Source organism: Streptomyces sp. NPDC002851 (assembly GCF_053591935.1).
Map to the genome: position 1 here is coordinate 17,183 of NZ_JBSFUT010000022.1, position 13,658 is coordinate 30,840.

Annotated in this window: 12 protein-coding genes; 3 read left to right on the top strand and 9 right to left on the bottom strand. The window is 73.3% G+C overall.

Annotated elements, in window-relative coordinates; translation table 11 throughout:
* Nucleotides 1-126: 126 nt before the first annotated feature.
* Genes ACWD10_RS22860 through ACWD10_RS22880 form a run of 5 tightly spaced genes read right to left on the bottom strand, consistent with a single transcriptional unit; the run spans nt 127 to nt 6,110 of the window.
* Nucleotides 127-924 carry a type III pantothenate kinase gene (locus ACWD10_RS22860; RefSeq protein ID WP_451093801.1) on the bottom strand — a complete coding sequence of 266 codons (798 nt, stop codon included), beginning with the start codon at nt 922-924 and terminating at the stop codon, nt 127-129.
* Complete coding sequence (gene nadC / locus ACWD10_RS22865) at nt 924-1,925, bottom strand: carboxylating nicotinate-nucleotide diphosphorylase (protein ID WP_451093803.1); 1,002 nt, start codon at nt 1,923-1,925, stop codon at nt 924-926. The genes ACWD10_RS22860 and nadC overlap by 1 nt, the downstream gene beginning before the upstream one ends.
* Nucleotides 1,926-1,930: 5 nt before the next feature.
* Nucleotides 1,931-3,808: an L-aspartate oxidase gene (locus tag ACWD10_RS22870; RefSeq protein ID WP_451093805.1), complete on the bottom strand. Its 1,878-nt coding sequence runs from the start codon at nt 3,806-3,808 to the stop codon at nt 1,931-1,933.
* On the bottom strand, nt 3,805-4,974 hold the full coding sequence (gene panC / locus ACWD10_RS22875; protein ID WP_451093807.1) for a pantoate--beta-alanine ligase: 1,170 nt from the start codon (nt 4,972-4,974) through the stop codon (nt 3,805-3,807). Before panC ends, ACWD10_RS22870 begins: the two co-directional genes overlap by 4 nt.
* The gene (locus ACWD10_RS22880; protein WP_451093809.1) at nt 4,971-6,110 is read right to left on the bottom strand and encodes a Rossmann-like and DUF2520 domain-containing protein; all 1,140 of its coding nucleotides are present in this window, start codon (nt 6,108-6,110) and stop codon (nt 4,971-4,973) included. The genes panC and ACWD10_RS22880 overlap by 4 nt, the downstream gene beginning before the upstream one ends.
* A gap of 146 nt (nt 6,111-6,256) precedes the next feature.
* On the opposite strand from ACWD10_RS22880, the gene ACWD10_RS22885 reads away from it, so the two are divergent.
* Nucleotides 6,257-7,537: a threonine aldolase family protein gene (locus ACWD10_RS22885; protein ID WP_451093811.1), complete on the top strand. Its 1,281-nt coding sequence runs from the start codon at nt 6,257-6,259 to the stop codon at nt 7,535-7,537.
* 186 nt (nt 7,538-7,723) lie between these two features.
* On the opposite strand, the gene ACWD10_RS22890 is transcribed toward ACWD10_RS22885, so the two are convergent.
* Nucleotides 7,724-7,939: a hypothetical protein gene (locus ACWD10_RS22890; RefSeq protein ID WP_451093813.1), complete on the bottom strand. Its 216-nt coding sequence runs from the start codon at nt 7,937-7,939 to the stop codon at nt 7,724-7,726.
* A gap of 192 nt (nt 7,940-8,131) precedes the next feature.
* On the opposite strand from ACWD10_RS22890, the gene ACWD10_RS22895 reads away from it, so the two are divergent.
* Nucleotides 8,132-9,244 carry a DUF5937 family protein gene (locus tag ACWD10_RS22895; RefSeq protein WP_451093815.1) on the top strand — a complete coding sequence of 371 codons (1,113 nt, stop codon included), beginning with the start codon at nt 8,132-8,134 and terminating at the stop codon, nt 9,242-9,244.
* Between the two features lie 31 nt (nt 9,245-9,275).
* On the opposite strand, the gene ACWD10_RS22900 is transcribed toward ACWD10_RS22895, so the two are convergent.
* Both ACWD10_RS22900 and ACWD10_RS22905 read right to left on the bottom strand, forming a co-directional pair.
* Nucleotides 9,276-9,947, bottom strand: coding sequence for a response regulator transcription factor (locus ACWD10_RS22900; protein WP_451093817.1), 672 nt, complete (start codon nt 9,945-9,947; stop codon nt 9,276-9,278).
* A gap of 75 nt (nt 9,948-10,022) precedes the next feature.
* Nucleotides 10,023-11,225 carry a sensor histidine kinase gene (locus ACWD10_RS22905; RefSeq protein ID WP_451093819.1) on the bottom strand — a complete coding sequence of 401 codons (1,203 nt, stop codon included), beginning with the start codon at nt 11,223-11,225 and terminating at the stop codon, nt 10,023-10,025.
* A gap of 170 nt (nt 11,226-11,395) precedes the next feature.
* Here ACWD10_RS22905 and ACWD10_RS22910 point away from each other — a divergent pair, with 170 nt between their 5' ends.
* Nucleotides 11,396-12,427, top strand: coding sequence for an SAM-dependent methyltransferase (locus ACWD10_RS22910; protein ID WP_451093821.1), 1,032 nt, complete (start codon nt 11,396-11,398; stop codon nt 12,425-12,427).
* A gap of 77 nt (nt 12,428-12,504) precedes the next feature.
* Here ACWD10_RS22910 and ACWD10_RS22915 read toward each other — a convergent pair whose 3' ends face one another.
* Entirely contained in the window at nt 12,505-13,656 is a 1,152-nt protein-coding gene (locus ACWD10_RS22915; RefSeq protein WP_451093823.1) for an NADH-quinone oxidoreductase subunit D, read from the bottom strand.
* Between the last annotated feature and the right edge of the window lie 2 nt (nt 13,657-13,658).

Here is a 13,658-nt window from a genome sequence, read left to right on the forward strand (position 1 = left end):
CGCCAAACGGACACCGGGTGGGCGCGGCGCTTCCTCTGGCGCTTCTTCTGGTGCTTCTTTCTTGTGCTTCTTCTGTAGCGAGCGATCCGGTGCGGCGGGGTGCGGTGCGCCGTGCCGCGGTGGGTGTCAGGCCCGCGAGATGTTCCGCTCGTACACCAGGCGCAGGCCGATCAGCGTGAGCCAGGGCTCGTGCTCGTCGAGGGCCGACGCCTCGCCGAGCACGAGCGGGGCCAGGCCGCCGGTGGCGATCACCGTGACGTCGTCCGGGTCGTCGGCGAGCTCCCTGGCCATCCGGCTGACTATGCCGTCGACCTGCCCGGCGAAGCCGAACAGGATGCCGGACTGCATGGCCTCGACGGTGCTCTTGCCGATCACCCGGCGCGGGCGGGCCAGTTCGATCTTGCGGAGCTGGGCGCCGCGTACGCCGAGCGCGTCCACGGAGATCTCGATGCCGGGGGCGATGGAGCCGCCGACGTACTCGCCGCGGGCCGAGATCGCGTCGAACGTCGTGGCCGTGCCGAAGTCGACCACGATGGCGGGGCCGCCGTAGAGCTCGACCGCCGCGACCGCGTTGATGATGCGGTCGGCGCCGACCTCCTTGGGGTTGTCCATCAGGATCGGCACGCCGGTCTTGATGCCGGGCTCGACCAGGACGGCCGGGACGTCGCCGTAGTAGCGGCGGGTGACCTCGCGCATCTCGTGCAGCACCGAGGGGACGGTGGCGCAGATGGCGATGCCGTCGATGCCGTCGCCGAGCTCCTCGCCGAGCAGCGGGTGCATGCCCATCAGGCCGTTGAGGAGCACCGCGAGTTCGTCGGCGGTGCGGCGGGCGTCGGTGGAGATGCGCCAGTGCTCGACGATGTCCGCGCCGTCGAAGAGGCCGAGGACGGTGTGGGTGTTGCCGACGTCGATCGTGAGCAGCATCAGACGTCGCCCGCCTCGCGGCCGGAACCGGCCTCGCGCAGGTCGAGGCCGATGTCCAGGATCGGCGACGAGTGCGTGAGGGCGCCCACGGCCAGGTAGTCGACGCCCTTCTCGGCGTACGCGCGGGCGTTGTCCAGGGCCAGACGGCCGGAGGACTCCAGGGCCGCGCGGCCGTCCGCGAGGGTGACGGCCTCCTCCGTCTCGGCGGGCGTGAAGTTGTCCAGGAGGATCAGGTCGGCGCCCGCGTCCAGGACCTCGCGCAGCTGGTGCAGGGTGTCGACCTCCACCTCGATCGGCACGTCCGGGAACTCCTCCCGTACGGCCTTGAACGCCTGGGACACGCCACCGGCTGCCACTACGTGGTTGTCCTTGACCAGGGCCGCGTCCGACAGAGACATGCGGTGGTTGACGCCGCCGCCGCAGCGGACCGCGTACTTCTCCAGGGCGCGCAGGCCGGGCGTGGTCTTGCGGGTGTCGCGGACCTTCGTCTTCGTACCGTCCAGAAGATCCACCCACGCGCGCGTGGCGGTGGCGATGCCGGAGAGGCGGCACAGGATGTTCAGGGCGCTGCGCTCGCCGGTGAGCAGGTCTCGGGTGCGGGTGGTGACGCTGAGCAGCTTCTGGCCGGGCTCGACGCGGTCGCCGTCCAAGACGTGCCGCTCGACCTCGAACGCGTCGGTGCAGACGATCGACAGGACCGCCTCGGCGACCCTGAGGCCCGCCACGACGCCCGCCTCGCGGGCCGTGAAGTCGCCGGTCGCGTAGGCGTCCTCGGGGATCGTGGCGACCGTCGTGACGTCCACGCCGCCGTCGAGATCCTCGGCGATGGCCATATGGGCGATGTCCTCTACGAGTACGGGGTCGAGGCCCCCGTCGGCGAGGAGCTGGGTGAGTGCGGGGTCGAGGCCGCACTCCATGGGGTCGGTGTCGGTGTCGGCCGCGCAGCCGCAGCCGTCGCCACAGCCGCCGCTGGTCTCGAGGGGGAGGTCGGGGGTGCTCACGTCGGTCACTGCTCCTGGTGGGCGGCCACGGACGGCCTGGTGGGCGATGGGGCGGATGCGGGTGCGGGTGCGGGTGCGGTTTCAGGGAACCGCAGGGTGGGCGGGAACGCGGCCGTCACCGTGGCGTGCACGGCCAGGCTGCGGTCCGGGTTCAGGCGTACGACGAGATGGCGGCGCCAGTCCGTGTCGTCGCGGTCGTCGTGGTCCTCGCGCCAGTGGCAGCCGCGGGTCTCCGCGCGGCGCTGCGCGGCGGCCACGAGCACGCGCGCGACGCAGAGGAGATTCGTGGTCTCCCAGGTGTCGGTGGACGGCTCCGCGGTGGTGCCGTGCTCGGTGAGGGCGCCGCGCGCGTCCGCGTGGATCTCGTCCAGCTCCTTGGCGGCGCGGGCCAGGCTGGCGGCGGAGCGAAGCACTCCGGCGCCGTCGGTCATGATCCGCTGGATGGTGGCGCGGGCCTCGGCCGGGAGCAGCGGGTGCGCGGGGACCTCGGGGGGTTCGGGGCGGGGCAGGGGCGCGGGCTCGCGGGGCGCGCGGGTGTGCGCCGCGATGTCGTCGGCGATCCGCTCCGCGTAGACCAGGCCCTCCAGAAGGGAGTTGGAGGCGAGCCGGTTGGCGCCGTGCACGCCCGTGCAGGCCACCTCGCCGCAGGCGTAGAGGCCCGGGACGGTGGTGCGGCCGCGGCGGTCGGTGCGTACCCCGCCGGAGGCGTAGTGGGCGGCCGGGGCGACCGGGATCGGCTCGGTCACCGGGTCGATCCCGTGGGCGCGGCAGGCCGCCAGGATGGTCGGGAAGCGGTGCTCCCACATGGCGGCGCCGAAGTGGCGGGCGTCCAAGTACATGTGCTCGGTGCCCCGTTCGCGCATGCGGCGCATGATGCCCTTGGCCACGATGTCGCGCGGGGCCAGCTCGGCGAGCTCGTGCTGCCCCACCATGAAGCGCACGCCGTCGGCGTCCACGAGGTGGGCGCCCTCGCCGCGTACCGCCTCGGAGACCAGCGGCTGCTGGCCCTGGGCGTCCGGTCCGAGGAAGAGCACGGTCGGGTGGAACTGGACGAACTCCAGGTCGCTGACCTCGGCACCGGCGCGCAGCGCGAGGGCGACGCCGTCGCCCGTGGAGACGGCGGGGTTGGTGGTGGCCGAGAAGACCTGGCCCATGCCGCCGGTCGCGAGCACCACGTTGGGCGCGTGCACGGCGCCGACGCCGTCGATCTGGCCCTCGCCCATGACGTGCAGGGTGACGCCCGCGGCATGGCCGTCGGCGCCCGTCAACAGGTCGAGTACCAGAGCGTTTTCGATGGTCTCGATGGTTCCTGCGGATCCGGGGGTTCCGGGGGCCACTGTGTTTTCGGTGTGTTCGGCGCCACGCGCGTGTACCGCGTCGACCAGGGCGCGGGAGATCTCGGCCCCGGTGGCGTCGCCGCCCGCGTGCGCGATGCGACGCCGGTGGTGGCCGCCCTCGCGGGTCAGCTCGATGGTGCCCGCGGCGTCCTCGTCGAACCGGGCTCCGGTGGCGATGAGGCGGCGGACCGCGTCGGGGCCCTCGGTGACGAGGGTGCGCACGGCGTCCTCGTCGCACAGGCCCGCACCCGCCACCAGGGTGTCGTCCAGGTGCTGTGCGGGGGTGTCGCCGTCGCCGAGGGCCGCGGCGATGCCGCCCTGCGCCCAGCGCGTGGAGCCGTCGTCCAGGCGGGCCTTGGTGACGACGACGGTACGCAGGCCGCTCGCCGCGCAGCGCAGGGCCGCGGTCAGTCCGGCCACACCGGAGCCGACGACGACCACGTCGGCCTCGCGGGCCCAGCCGGGGGCGGGGGCGTGCAGCCGTATCCCGGTCGCGGTGGCCGGTCCGGCCGCGGTCGTCCGGCGGACAGGGCCTGGGGCGGTCATACGGGGGCTCCGGGGGTCGCGGGCCGCTGGTGGTGCGGGCCGAAGGCGATCGGGACGTTGTCGATCAGGCGGGTGGTGCCGACGCGTGCGGCGACGGCGAGCACCGCCTCGCCGGTGAAGTCGTCCGGGACCTCGGTGAAGTCGGCCGGGTCGACCAGGGCCAAATAGTCCAGGACGAGCGGGGGTCGGGCCGCGGCCGCCTCGTCCAGGACGGCGCCCGCGGCGGCGCGGACCGCGGCGGGGCCGCCGAGCCCGGCCTGCGCCACGGCGTGCGTGTCGGCTGCGGCGCGGGCCTCGCCAAGGGCGGTCAGGGCCTCGGCACGCGCGCGTGAGGCGGGCGCGGCCTGGGCGCGCGCGTGCAGCGCGGCCTGCGCGGCGAGCCGGTCGCAGCCCGCGAACAGGGCCTGGGACAGGGCGAGCGCGGTGCGCCGCTCGGCGGCCGACAGGTAGCGGTTACGGCTGGACAGGGCGAGGCCGTCCTCCTCCCGCACCGTGGGGACGCCGACGACCTCGACGCCGAAGTTCAGGTCCCGCACCATGCGGCGGATCAGGGCGAGTTGCTGGGCGTCCTTCTGGCCGTAGAGCGCCAGGTCGGGGGCGGTGAGGTGGAGCAGCTTGGCGACGACGGTGAGCATGCCGTCGAAGTGCCCGGGGCGCGCGGCCCCTTCCAGGCGCTCCCCCATGGGGCCCGCGCTCAGCGTCACTTCAGGACGGCCGCCGGGGTAGACCTCCTCCACTGAAGGAGCGAACACCACGTCCGCACCGGCCTGTTCGGCCACCTTCAGGTCGGCCTCCAGGGTGCGCGGATAGCGGTCGAGGTCCTCTCCCTCACCGAACTGGAGCGGGTTCACGAAGACGGTGACGACGACCTGCTCGGCCAGATCGCGGGCGGTGCGGATCAGGGTGGCGTGGCCCTCGTGCAGGGCCCCCATCGTCATGACGACGGCACGGCGTCCGTGACGGCCGAGGTCGCGCAGCTCCGCGGCGGTGTGCAGCAGGTGGGGGGTCCTGAGGGTGGAGGGCTTGGCGGGGGTGGGCGCGTCGGTGGAGGGCCCTGGGGTGGGGGTGCCCGTGGCGGGTGTGCCGGTGGCGGGGGTACTGGTGGCTGGCTGGGGCGTGTTCCCGCGCGGGGTCCCGTGGCCCGGGGTGCTCGTGGTCGTGCTCATCGGGGGTCTCCGTCCGTGCCTTGTCCGCCGCTGCCTCCCGGGGCGCCGTCGGGGCCTTCGGTGTCGCCCTTGCCACTCGCCCCGGACGCGCCGCCGCCCGCGTCTTCGGAGTCGCCGGTGCCTGCCGTACCGCCAGCGCCACCCTCGCCGCCGGAACCGCCGCTGCCCGGCGCGCTGCTGGCGCCGTTCGCCAGGACGCCGAGGAGGTCCTCGGCCAGCTCCGGCTTGAGCAGTCCGTGCGCCAGGGCGCGGTCGGCCGTGGCGCGGGCCATGGCCAGATACCCGGCGACGGTGCCGGGCGCGTGCTTGCGCAGCTCGGCCACGTGCGCGGCGACCGTGCCCGCGTCCCCGCGCGCGACGGGGCCGGTGAGGGCCGCGTCGCCGGAGCGCAGGGCGTTGTCGAGGGCGGCGCCGAGCAGCGGCCCGAGCATCCGGTCGGGGGCGGAGACGCCCGCGTCCCGGAGTAGTTCCATGGCCTCGGCGACCAGGGTGACCAGATGGTTCGCGCCGAGGGCGAGCGCCGCGTGGTAGAGCGGGCGGGCCTCCTCGGCGATCCACTCGGGCTCCCCGCCCATCTCGATGACCAGGGCCTCGGCGGCGAGCCGCAGCTCCTCGGGCGCGGTCACGCCGAACGCGCACCCGGCGAGCCGCTGCACGTCGACGGGCGTGCCGGTGAACGTCATGGCCGGGTGCAGGGCGAGCGGCAGCGCACCGGCGCGCAGCGCGGGTTCCAGGACCCCGGTGCCGTACCGCCCGGAGGTGTGCACCAGGAGCTGGCCGGGGCGCACGGCGCCGGTCGCGGCGAGGCCCTCGACGAGGCCGGGCAGCGCGTCGTCCGGGACGGTGAGCAGGACCAGCTCGGCACGCGCGAGGACCTCGGCGGGCGTCACGATCGGGACGTCCGGCAGCAGCGTGGCCGCGCGGCGCACGGAGGCGTCCGAGACCCCGGAGACGGCCACCGGGCGGTGCCCGGCCAGCTGCAGGGATGCCGCAAGGGCGGGGCCCACGCGGCCCGCTCCCACGACGCCGACCGTGAGCCGGGCCGGTCGGTCCTTCGGATCCGGTTGCGGTGTGTTCACTTCGACGACGGCCTTCCGTTCCAGTCCGCTCAGGGGTACCGGACGATTTCTCGTCATGCTAACGCGACCCGGAGACGCGGTCCTCGCCCGTCCACAGGCCCCGTTGTCCACAACCCGACAAGTTGTCCACAGGCTGTGGGAATTCGGGCGGGTGCACGAGAAAAGCTGTGGGAATCCCGACGGGCCTACGCGAAAATCTGTGGATGAGCCAGAGCGAGCAGGTTCGGGGAGAGCAGGTTCGGCAGGGGGATCCGGCGGGGGGTGACGACGCCGACGGTTCAGGAGTGGACTCGGCCGGTACGGGCGCGGAATCGGGCAGTACGGGGGCAGATTCAGGCGGTACGGGGGCGGAGTCGGCCGAAGAGCGGGCGCGGGCACGGCGGCTCGCCGCGCTGCGGGCGGCCCCTCGGGTGCTGAGCCGACCGCACTTCGAGGCCACGCTCGGGGAGTCCCTGGCGCAGCTCGCCGGGGCCGCTGCCGAGACGTACGACCTGACGGAGAGCGTCGACATGTACGGCGGTGGGGTCGTCACCGCCCTTGAGGAGAAGGTCGCGGGCCTGCTCGGTACAGAAGGGGCGGTCTTCTTCCCGACCGGCACCATGGCGCAGCAAGTGGCACTGCGCAGCTGGGCGGGGCGTACCGGGAACGCGACGGTGGCGCTGCACCCGCTCGCCCACCCCGAGCTGCACGAGCGCGGAGCGTTCGGCGCGGTCAGCGGGCTGCGCTCGGTGCACCCGACGGACGCGCCACGGCTGCCGACCGCCGACGAAGTACGGCACTTCGAGGAGCCCTTCGGCGCCCTGATGCTCGAACTGCCGCTCAGAGAGGCCGGGTTCGTGCTCCCCACCTGGGAGGAGCTGACGGCCACGGTCGAGGCGGCGCGGGAGCGGGACGCCGTGGTGCACTTCGACGGGGCCCGCCTGTGGGAGTGCCCGACGCACTTCGGCCGCCCTCTGGAGGAGATAGCGGGGCTCGCGGACAGCGTGTACGTGTCGTTCTACAAGTCGCTCGGCGGCATCGGCGGTGCCGCGCTCGCCGGGCCGGAGTCCCTGGTGGCGGAGGCGCGGACCTGGCGGCATCGGTACGGCGGTCTGGTCTTCCAGCAGTTCCCGGCCGCCCTCGCGGCGCTCGCGGGCCTGGAGCGCGAGCTGCCGCGGCTGCCGTCGTACGTGGCCCACGCGCGCGTGGTCGCGGAGGCGCTGCGCGAGGGGCTCGCCAAGTCCGGGGTCCCGTGGTCGCGGGTGCACCCGGAGGCGCCGCACACCCACCAGTTCCAGGTCTGGCTGCCGTACGACGCCGACATACTGAACGAGGCGGTGACGGCCCAGGCCGAGGAGTCCGGAACGGCGCTGTTCCGGGCCTGGTGGTCCCGCGGCGGCCCACCGGGAACGGCGGTCGCCGAGGTGACCGTGACGGGCCCCGGCCTGAACTGGACGGCGGCGGACGTGACGGCGGCGGTGCGGGACTTCGCGACACGGCTCTGAGGGGCGTGTCTTCCGGAGCACGTATCCGACCGTCGGCTCGGTGGCCGCATCTGGGGGCAGCGCCCCCAGACCCCTGCTATTCGGCCAAGGGGGTACCTCCCTGCTCGAACGAAGCTGAGGGCTTGGGGGAGGCCTCGTCCTCAAACGCCGGACGGGCTGGTTTCGGCCCCGCGCGGCATCGGTGGATCAATGGGCCGCCCTGCCCGCGTGCAGGAAGCGGGACAGGGCCAGGCGGAGTCGGCCGCCGCGGGCGGGGCGTTCGTGCGTGACGGCCACGAAGCGGCGGTATGCGCGCAGCTCGCCCACGGTCCGCCAGTCGCCGCGCCCGGGGGCGGGCGGCTGCGGGTCGCCGTGCTGAGCGGCGCGGTAGGCGTCGAGCAGATACTGCTGCGTGATGCTCATGAAGGTCCCCTCCCAAGGGTTCCGGCGACCGGCTCGCGGCCGGTGCTGCCAGGTGGGTCGGTTCTGGTGAGAGGGCCCCGCGGAAAGCCCGATGACTCAAGACTGCGTCGGCCGCACCCGTAAGTCCCGTCGATTGACGGGAGCCGTCAATCGACCGGGGCGTTGTCGGACCCGACGTGCACCATGGGGTCTGTGAGCGTGAGCATCGACATCACCGGACTGCCGCACGAGCGGGTCACGGCCGCGCCCTCGCCCTTGGCGGAGCTGGGCATGGCCCTGCACGCCATGGCCGAGCCCGGGCACCACCCGGGCCTGCAGGGCTGGGCGGCCGCCACCGCCGCCTCGCTCGACCCGTGCCTGGCCGACCGCCTCTGCGAGGCGGACTTCCTGTGGCGCACCTCGTTCTCGGACGTCTTCATGCCGTTCGCCGGGCAGCCCGGCGCCGCGGAGCTGCCCGCGGGCACCCTGGCCGGTGAGCTCGACCAGCTCGACCGGATCACGGACCGGCAGTTCGTGGACGCCGCCCTGGAGTTCACCTGCGACATCACCTACGGCACGGACGGCACCCCCGACCCGCTGACCGACCCCGCCTCGCGCCGTCGCGCCCTGGAGCTCGCGGCGGCCCGTGGCCCGCGGCAGGTGACCTTCACGCAGCGGCTGCTCGACGACCCGCCGGTGGTACGCGCGTGGTTCCGCAGGCTCGTGGAGGACTGTGCGGAGGCGTTCTTCGGCGACACCTGGGCCCGGCTCCGTCTGGAGCTGGCCGCGGACGCCCGGCACAAGAACGAGCTCCTGCGGCACAAGGGACTCCGCGAGGCCCTGGCCGACGCCTCGCGGGCCATCGCGTACGACGAGACGGCCGCGCTGATCACCATCGACAAGCTCAGCGACGGCCGCACCGCCACCGGCACCGGCGGCGGCCGCCTCACGCTGGTGCCGACCAGCCTGGGCCGCCCCCACGTCATGGTCCTGCACCGGCAGGGCTGGCAGCCGGTGATCCACTACCCGCTCGCGGCGGGCGGCCTCAACGCCTCGTCCGTGCAGGACCTGACCCGGCGCATCGAGGCCCTGGCCCACCCGGTACGGATCCGGCTCTGCCGGCACCTGGCGCGCGGGTCGTACACGACCGGGGAGCTGGCGGACGCGCACGGAATGACGGCGCCGGAGATATCCCGACATCTGGCGGTACTGAAGAAGGCGGGCCTACTGAGCACCCAGCGGCGCGGCCGGTATGTGCTGCACCAGCTGGACCTGGCGAAGGTGGTGCGTCTGGGCAGCGACTTCGTGGAGGGGGTGCTGCGCTGAGCCGGGCGCGGGGGGGGGCGTCAGCGCGGGTTCAGTGGTTGCCGCCCGCCCGGACCAGCCCCGTCTCGTACGCCAGGACCACCACCTGGACCCGGTCGCGCAGCCCGAGCTTGGTCAGGATGCGGCCGACGTGGGTCTTCACGGTGGCCTCGGAGAGGACGAGTCGGGCGGCGATCTCGCCGTTGGACAGGCCCTGGGCGACCAGGACCATGACCTCGCGCTCGCGGTCGGTGAGCCGCTCGAGTTCCTTCTGTGGCGGCGTCTTGCCGGTCTGCGGCAGCATCGGCGCGAAGCGGTCGAGCAGCCGCCGCGTGGTGGACGGCGCGACGACCGCGTCACCGCTGTGCACGGCCCGGATGGCGCCGAGCAGTTCGCCGGGCGGCACGTCCTTGAGCATGAACCCGGACGCACCGGCTTTCAGGGCGGAGAAGGCGTACTCGTCGAGGTCGAAGGTGGTCAGGATGAGCACCTTCGGCGGGTTGGGGGCGGAGCAGATCCGGCCGGTCGCCTCCACGCCGTCGAGCCGCGGCATACGGACGTCCATCAGGACCACGTCGACCGCCGTGGACCGCAGCACCTCAAGGGCCTCGACGCCGTCGCCCGCCTCCGCGACCACCTCCATGTCCGGCTGTGCGGCGAGGACCATCCGGAACCCGGTGCGCAGCAGCACCTGGTCGTCGACGAGCATCACGCGAATCGGCATTTCCGGTTCCCTCCAGCGGGGACAGAGCGGGGACAGAGCGGGGACGAGGCAGGGACCCGCGGGCCCCGGCGAGCATCATGGGGCGGGCTTGAGCGGCAGCAGTGCACTGATCCGGAAGCCGCCGCCCGGCCGCGGCCCCGCGTCCAGGGTGCCGCCGACCATGCCGACGCGCTCGCGCATCCCGATGAGGCCGTGGCCGCTGCCGTCGGCGCCGCCGTCCTCGTACAGCTCGTGCGGGGCGCCCTTGCCGTCGTCCTCGACGAGCAGGCCGAGCCCGTCGTCGAAGTAGACGATGCGCACGCTCGCCCCGGCGTTCTCGCCGCCGTGCTTACGGGTGTTGGTGAGCGCCTCCTGCACGATGCGGTAGGCGGTCAGCTCGACGCCGCTGGGCAGCGGCCGCGGGGTGCCCTCGATCTTGAAGTCGATGGTGAGCCCGGAGCCGCGAACCTGCTCGACCAGGGCCGCGATCTGTTCGACATCGGGCTGCGGGACGTACTCCCCGCTCTCCGGCTGTTCCCCGGTACGCAGCACGCCGAGCAGCCTGCGCATCTCGGCGAGCGCCTGCCGCCCGGTGCCGGAGATGGTCTCCAGGGCCTTCTTGGCCTGGTCGGGCGCGGTGTCCAGGACGTATGCGGCGCCGTCGGCCTGCACCACCATCACCGAGACGTTGTGCGCGACGACGTCGTGCAGCTCGCGGGCGATCCGGGCGCGCTCGGCCGCCACCGCGACCTTGGCCTGCGCCTCGCGCTCCTTCTCAAGGCGGTTGGCGCGCTCCTCGACCTGGGCGAAGTACGCGCGCCGGGTCCGGATGGAGTCGCCGAGCACCCAGGCGAGCGCGAACGGCACCATCGAGAAACCGGCGAACAGGATGTTCCCCCAGGCCGAGACCTCCACGGGCCAGCGCAGCTGCGCGATCGGGGCCGCGAGCAGCCCGCCGACCAGCGCGAATCTCCGCGCCCAGGCAGCGCCTTCGGCCGCCACCGTGTAGATGGCCACCAGCATCGCGAAGTCGGCCGGCATCGTCCGCACATCCGCGAAGAGCTGGAAGACGCCGAGCCCGGCGGCGAGCAGCAGCATCTTCTCCGGCGCCTTGCGGCGCAGCGCGACGACCACGCTCATGCCGCCGACGACCAGCCAGGTGACAACGCGCAGGTCCCGCAGCTCGTCGCCCGGCCCGGACGACGCCATGCCCACCAGGGACACCAGCAACAGGACGGCAGCCCAGAAGCTGTCGACGCCCGTCGGGTGTCTGCGGAGGAAGTCATAGAGACGCTGCACGTAACCCAGCGTAGGTAAGCGGTGCTCGTGCAGGGGTCAGCCGCAGGATCGATCCGTGACCCCCGCAGCTACTCCCCAAGGTGGAGGCCGCTTAGCCTTCTGAGCGCCCGTCCCACAGGGGATGTCGTCCTGTGCGGGCTCTGTACCGGAATGTGCGTACGAGGAGCGATGTGACCGAAGCAGCCGACGGCGCGGCCCGGCCCTGGCGGGAGGCGGCCGAGGAGGCGCTCTACGGGCCTGGCGGCTTCTACCTGGGGGCCGCGGGCCCGGCCGGGCACTTCCGCACCTCTGTGCACGCCTCACCGCTGTTCGCGGGGGCAGTGGCGCGGCTCCTGTGCCGGGTCGACACGGCGCTCGGGCATCCGGCGGAGCTCGCCTTCGTGGACGTCGGCGCGGGCCGCGGCGAACTGACGGCCGGGGTCCTCGCGGCGCTGCCCGACGACGTGGCGGCACGCGCGCGTGCGTACGCCGTGGAGCGGGCCGCCCGCCCCGAAGGGCTCGACGATCCCCGGATCGAGTGGACGGCACAGCCGCCGCAGGGCACGACCGGGCTGCTCTTCGCCAACGAGTGGCTGGACAACGTCCCGCTGGACATCGTCGAGGTGGACGCCGACGGCTCGCCCCGCCTGGTGCTTGTACGCGACGACGGCACCGAAGAACTCGGGCCCGAGCTGCCGGAAGGACCGGACGCCGACTGGCTCGCCGCCTGGTGGCCGCTCGCCCCCGAGCCGGGCCTGCGCGCGGAGCTCGGCCGCCCCCGGGACGAGGCGTGGGCAACCGCCGTGGCCACCTTGGAACGAGGACTCGCGGTCGCCGTGGACTACGGCCACACGCGCGAGGCGCGCCCGCCGTTCGGCACCCTGACGGGGTTCCGGGAAGGTCGCGAGTGCCATCCGGTGCCGGACGGGTCCTGCGACCTCACCGCCCATGTGGCCCTGGACGCCTGCGCTGCGGCGGGTTCGACGGCAGCGACGCGGGACGCCGGTGCCCGGGAGGCCGTGCTGCGCAGCCAGCGGGAGGCGCTGCGCGCACTCGGCGTCTCGGGCGAGCGCCCGCCGCTCTCGCTCGCCTCCAGCGACCCGACGGCGTATGTCCGCGCGTTGGCGAGCGCCGGTGAGGCCGCCGAGCTGACGGCACCGGGCGGGCTCGGGGACTTCGGGTGGCTGGTGCAGCGGGTGGGGCTGGAGGCCGTACTTCTGTAGCGCCGGATTCCGTCGCCGTCGCTACTTCTGTAGAGCCGGAAAACCCTCGCCGTCCCTACCTGGCCCCTACTTGTCGATTACTTGTCGATGTCTCCGACCACGAAGAACAGCGACCCCAGAATCGCCACCATGTCCGCGACGAGCGTGCCGGGCAGCAGCTCCGTCAGGGCCTGGATGTTGTTGTACGAGGCGGAGCGGAGCTTCAGGCGGTACGGGGTCTTCTCGCCCTTGGAGACCAGGTAGTAGCCGTTGATGCCGAGCGGGTTCTCGGTCCAGGCGTACGTGTGGCCCTCGGGGGCCTTGAGGACCTTGGGCAGGCGCTGGTTGATCGGGCCCGGCGGGAGCTCCGTGATCCGGTCGAGGCAGGCGTCCGCCAGGTCGAGCGCGTTGTGGCTCTGCTCCAGAAGGCACTCGAAGCGGGCCAGGCAGTCGCCCTCCTGCCGCGTCACGACCTTCAGGACGTCCTGGAGCTCCCCGTACGCCAGATACGGCTCGTCGCGCCGCAGGTCGAAGTCGACGCCGGAGGCGCGGGCGATCGGGCCGCTGACGCCGTACGCGTGCACGGTCTCCGGCTTCAGGACGCCCACGTTCCGCGTGCGCCCCCGGAAGATCTCATTCCCGAGCACCAACCGGTCGTAGATGTCCATGCGCGAGCGCACCGAGGCAACCGCATCCCGGGCCCGCGACGTCCAACCGAGCGGCAGATCCTCCTTGAGGCCCCCGACCCGGTTGAACATGTAGTGCATCCGGCCGCCGGAGACCTCCTCCATGACGGCCTGGAGCTCTTCGCGCTCCCGGAAGGCGTGGAAGACCGGGGTGATTCCGCCCAGCTCGAGCGGGTACGAACCTAGGAACATCAGGTGGTTGAGCACACGATTCAGCTCGGCGAGCAGCGTGCGCGTCCAGACCGCGCGCTCGGGAACCTCCATGCCGAGCATCCGCTCGACGGCGAGGACCACGCCCAGCTCGTTCGAGAAGGCGGAGAGCCAGTCGTGGCGGTTGGCCAGCATCACGATCTGCCGGTAGTCGCGCGCCTCGAAGAGTTTCTCGGCGCCGCGGTGCATATAGCCGATCACCGGCTCCGCGTGCTGGATGCGCTCGCCGTCGAGGACGAGGCGCAGGCGCAGGACTCCGTGCGTGGACGGATGCTGGGGACCGATGTTGAGCACCATGTCGGTGCTCTCCGCGGCGCCGCCGATACCGACCATGGTCTCCGTCTTGGGACTCATGG

Bases quoted from the DNA above. Each gene is read 5' to 3' on its own strand.
- ACWD10_RS22915 (WP_451093823.1), bottom strand. From the start codon at position 13,656: ATGAGTCCCAAGACGGAGACCATGGTCGGTATCGGCGGCGCCGCGGAG.
- panC (WP_451093807.1), bottom strand. From the start codon at position 4,974: ATGAGCACGACCACGAGCACCCCGGGCCACGGGACCCCGCGCGGGAAC.
- ACWD10_RS22885 (WP_451093811.1), top strand. From the start codon at position 6,257: ATGAGCCAGAGCGAGCAGGTTCGGGGAGAGCAGGTTCGGCAGGGGGAT.
- ACWD10_RS22860 (WP_451093801.1), bottom strand. From the start codon at position 924: ATGCTGCTCACGATCGACGTCGGCAACACCCACACCGTCCTCGGCCTC.
- ACWD10_RS22900 (WP_451093817.1), bottom strand. From the start codon at position 9,947: ATGCCGATTCGCGTGATGCTCGTCGACGACCAGGTGCTGCTGCGCACC.
- ACWD10_RS22870 (WP_451093805.1), bottom strand. From the start codon at position 3,808: ATGACCGCCCCAGGCCCTGTCCGCCGGACGACCGCGGCCGGACCGGCC.
- ACWD10_RS22890 (WP_451093813.1), bottom strand. From the start codon at position 7,939: ATGAGCATCACGCAGCAGTATCTGCTCGACGCCTACCGCGCCGCTCAG.
- ACWD10_RS22880 (WP_451093809.1), bottom strand. From the start codon at position 6,110: ATGACGAGAAATCGTCCGGTACCCCTGAGCGGACTGGAACGGAAGGCC.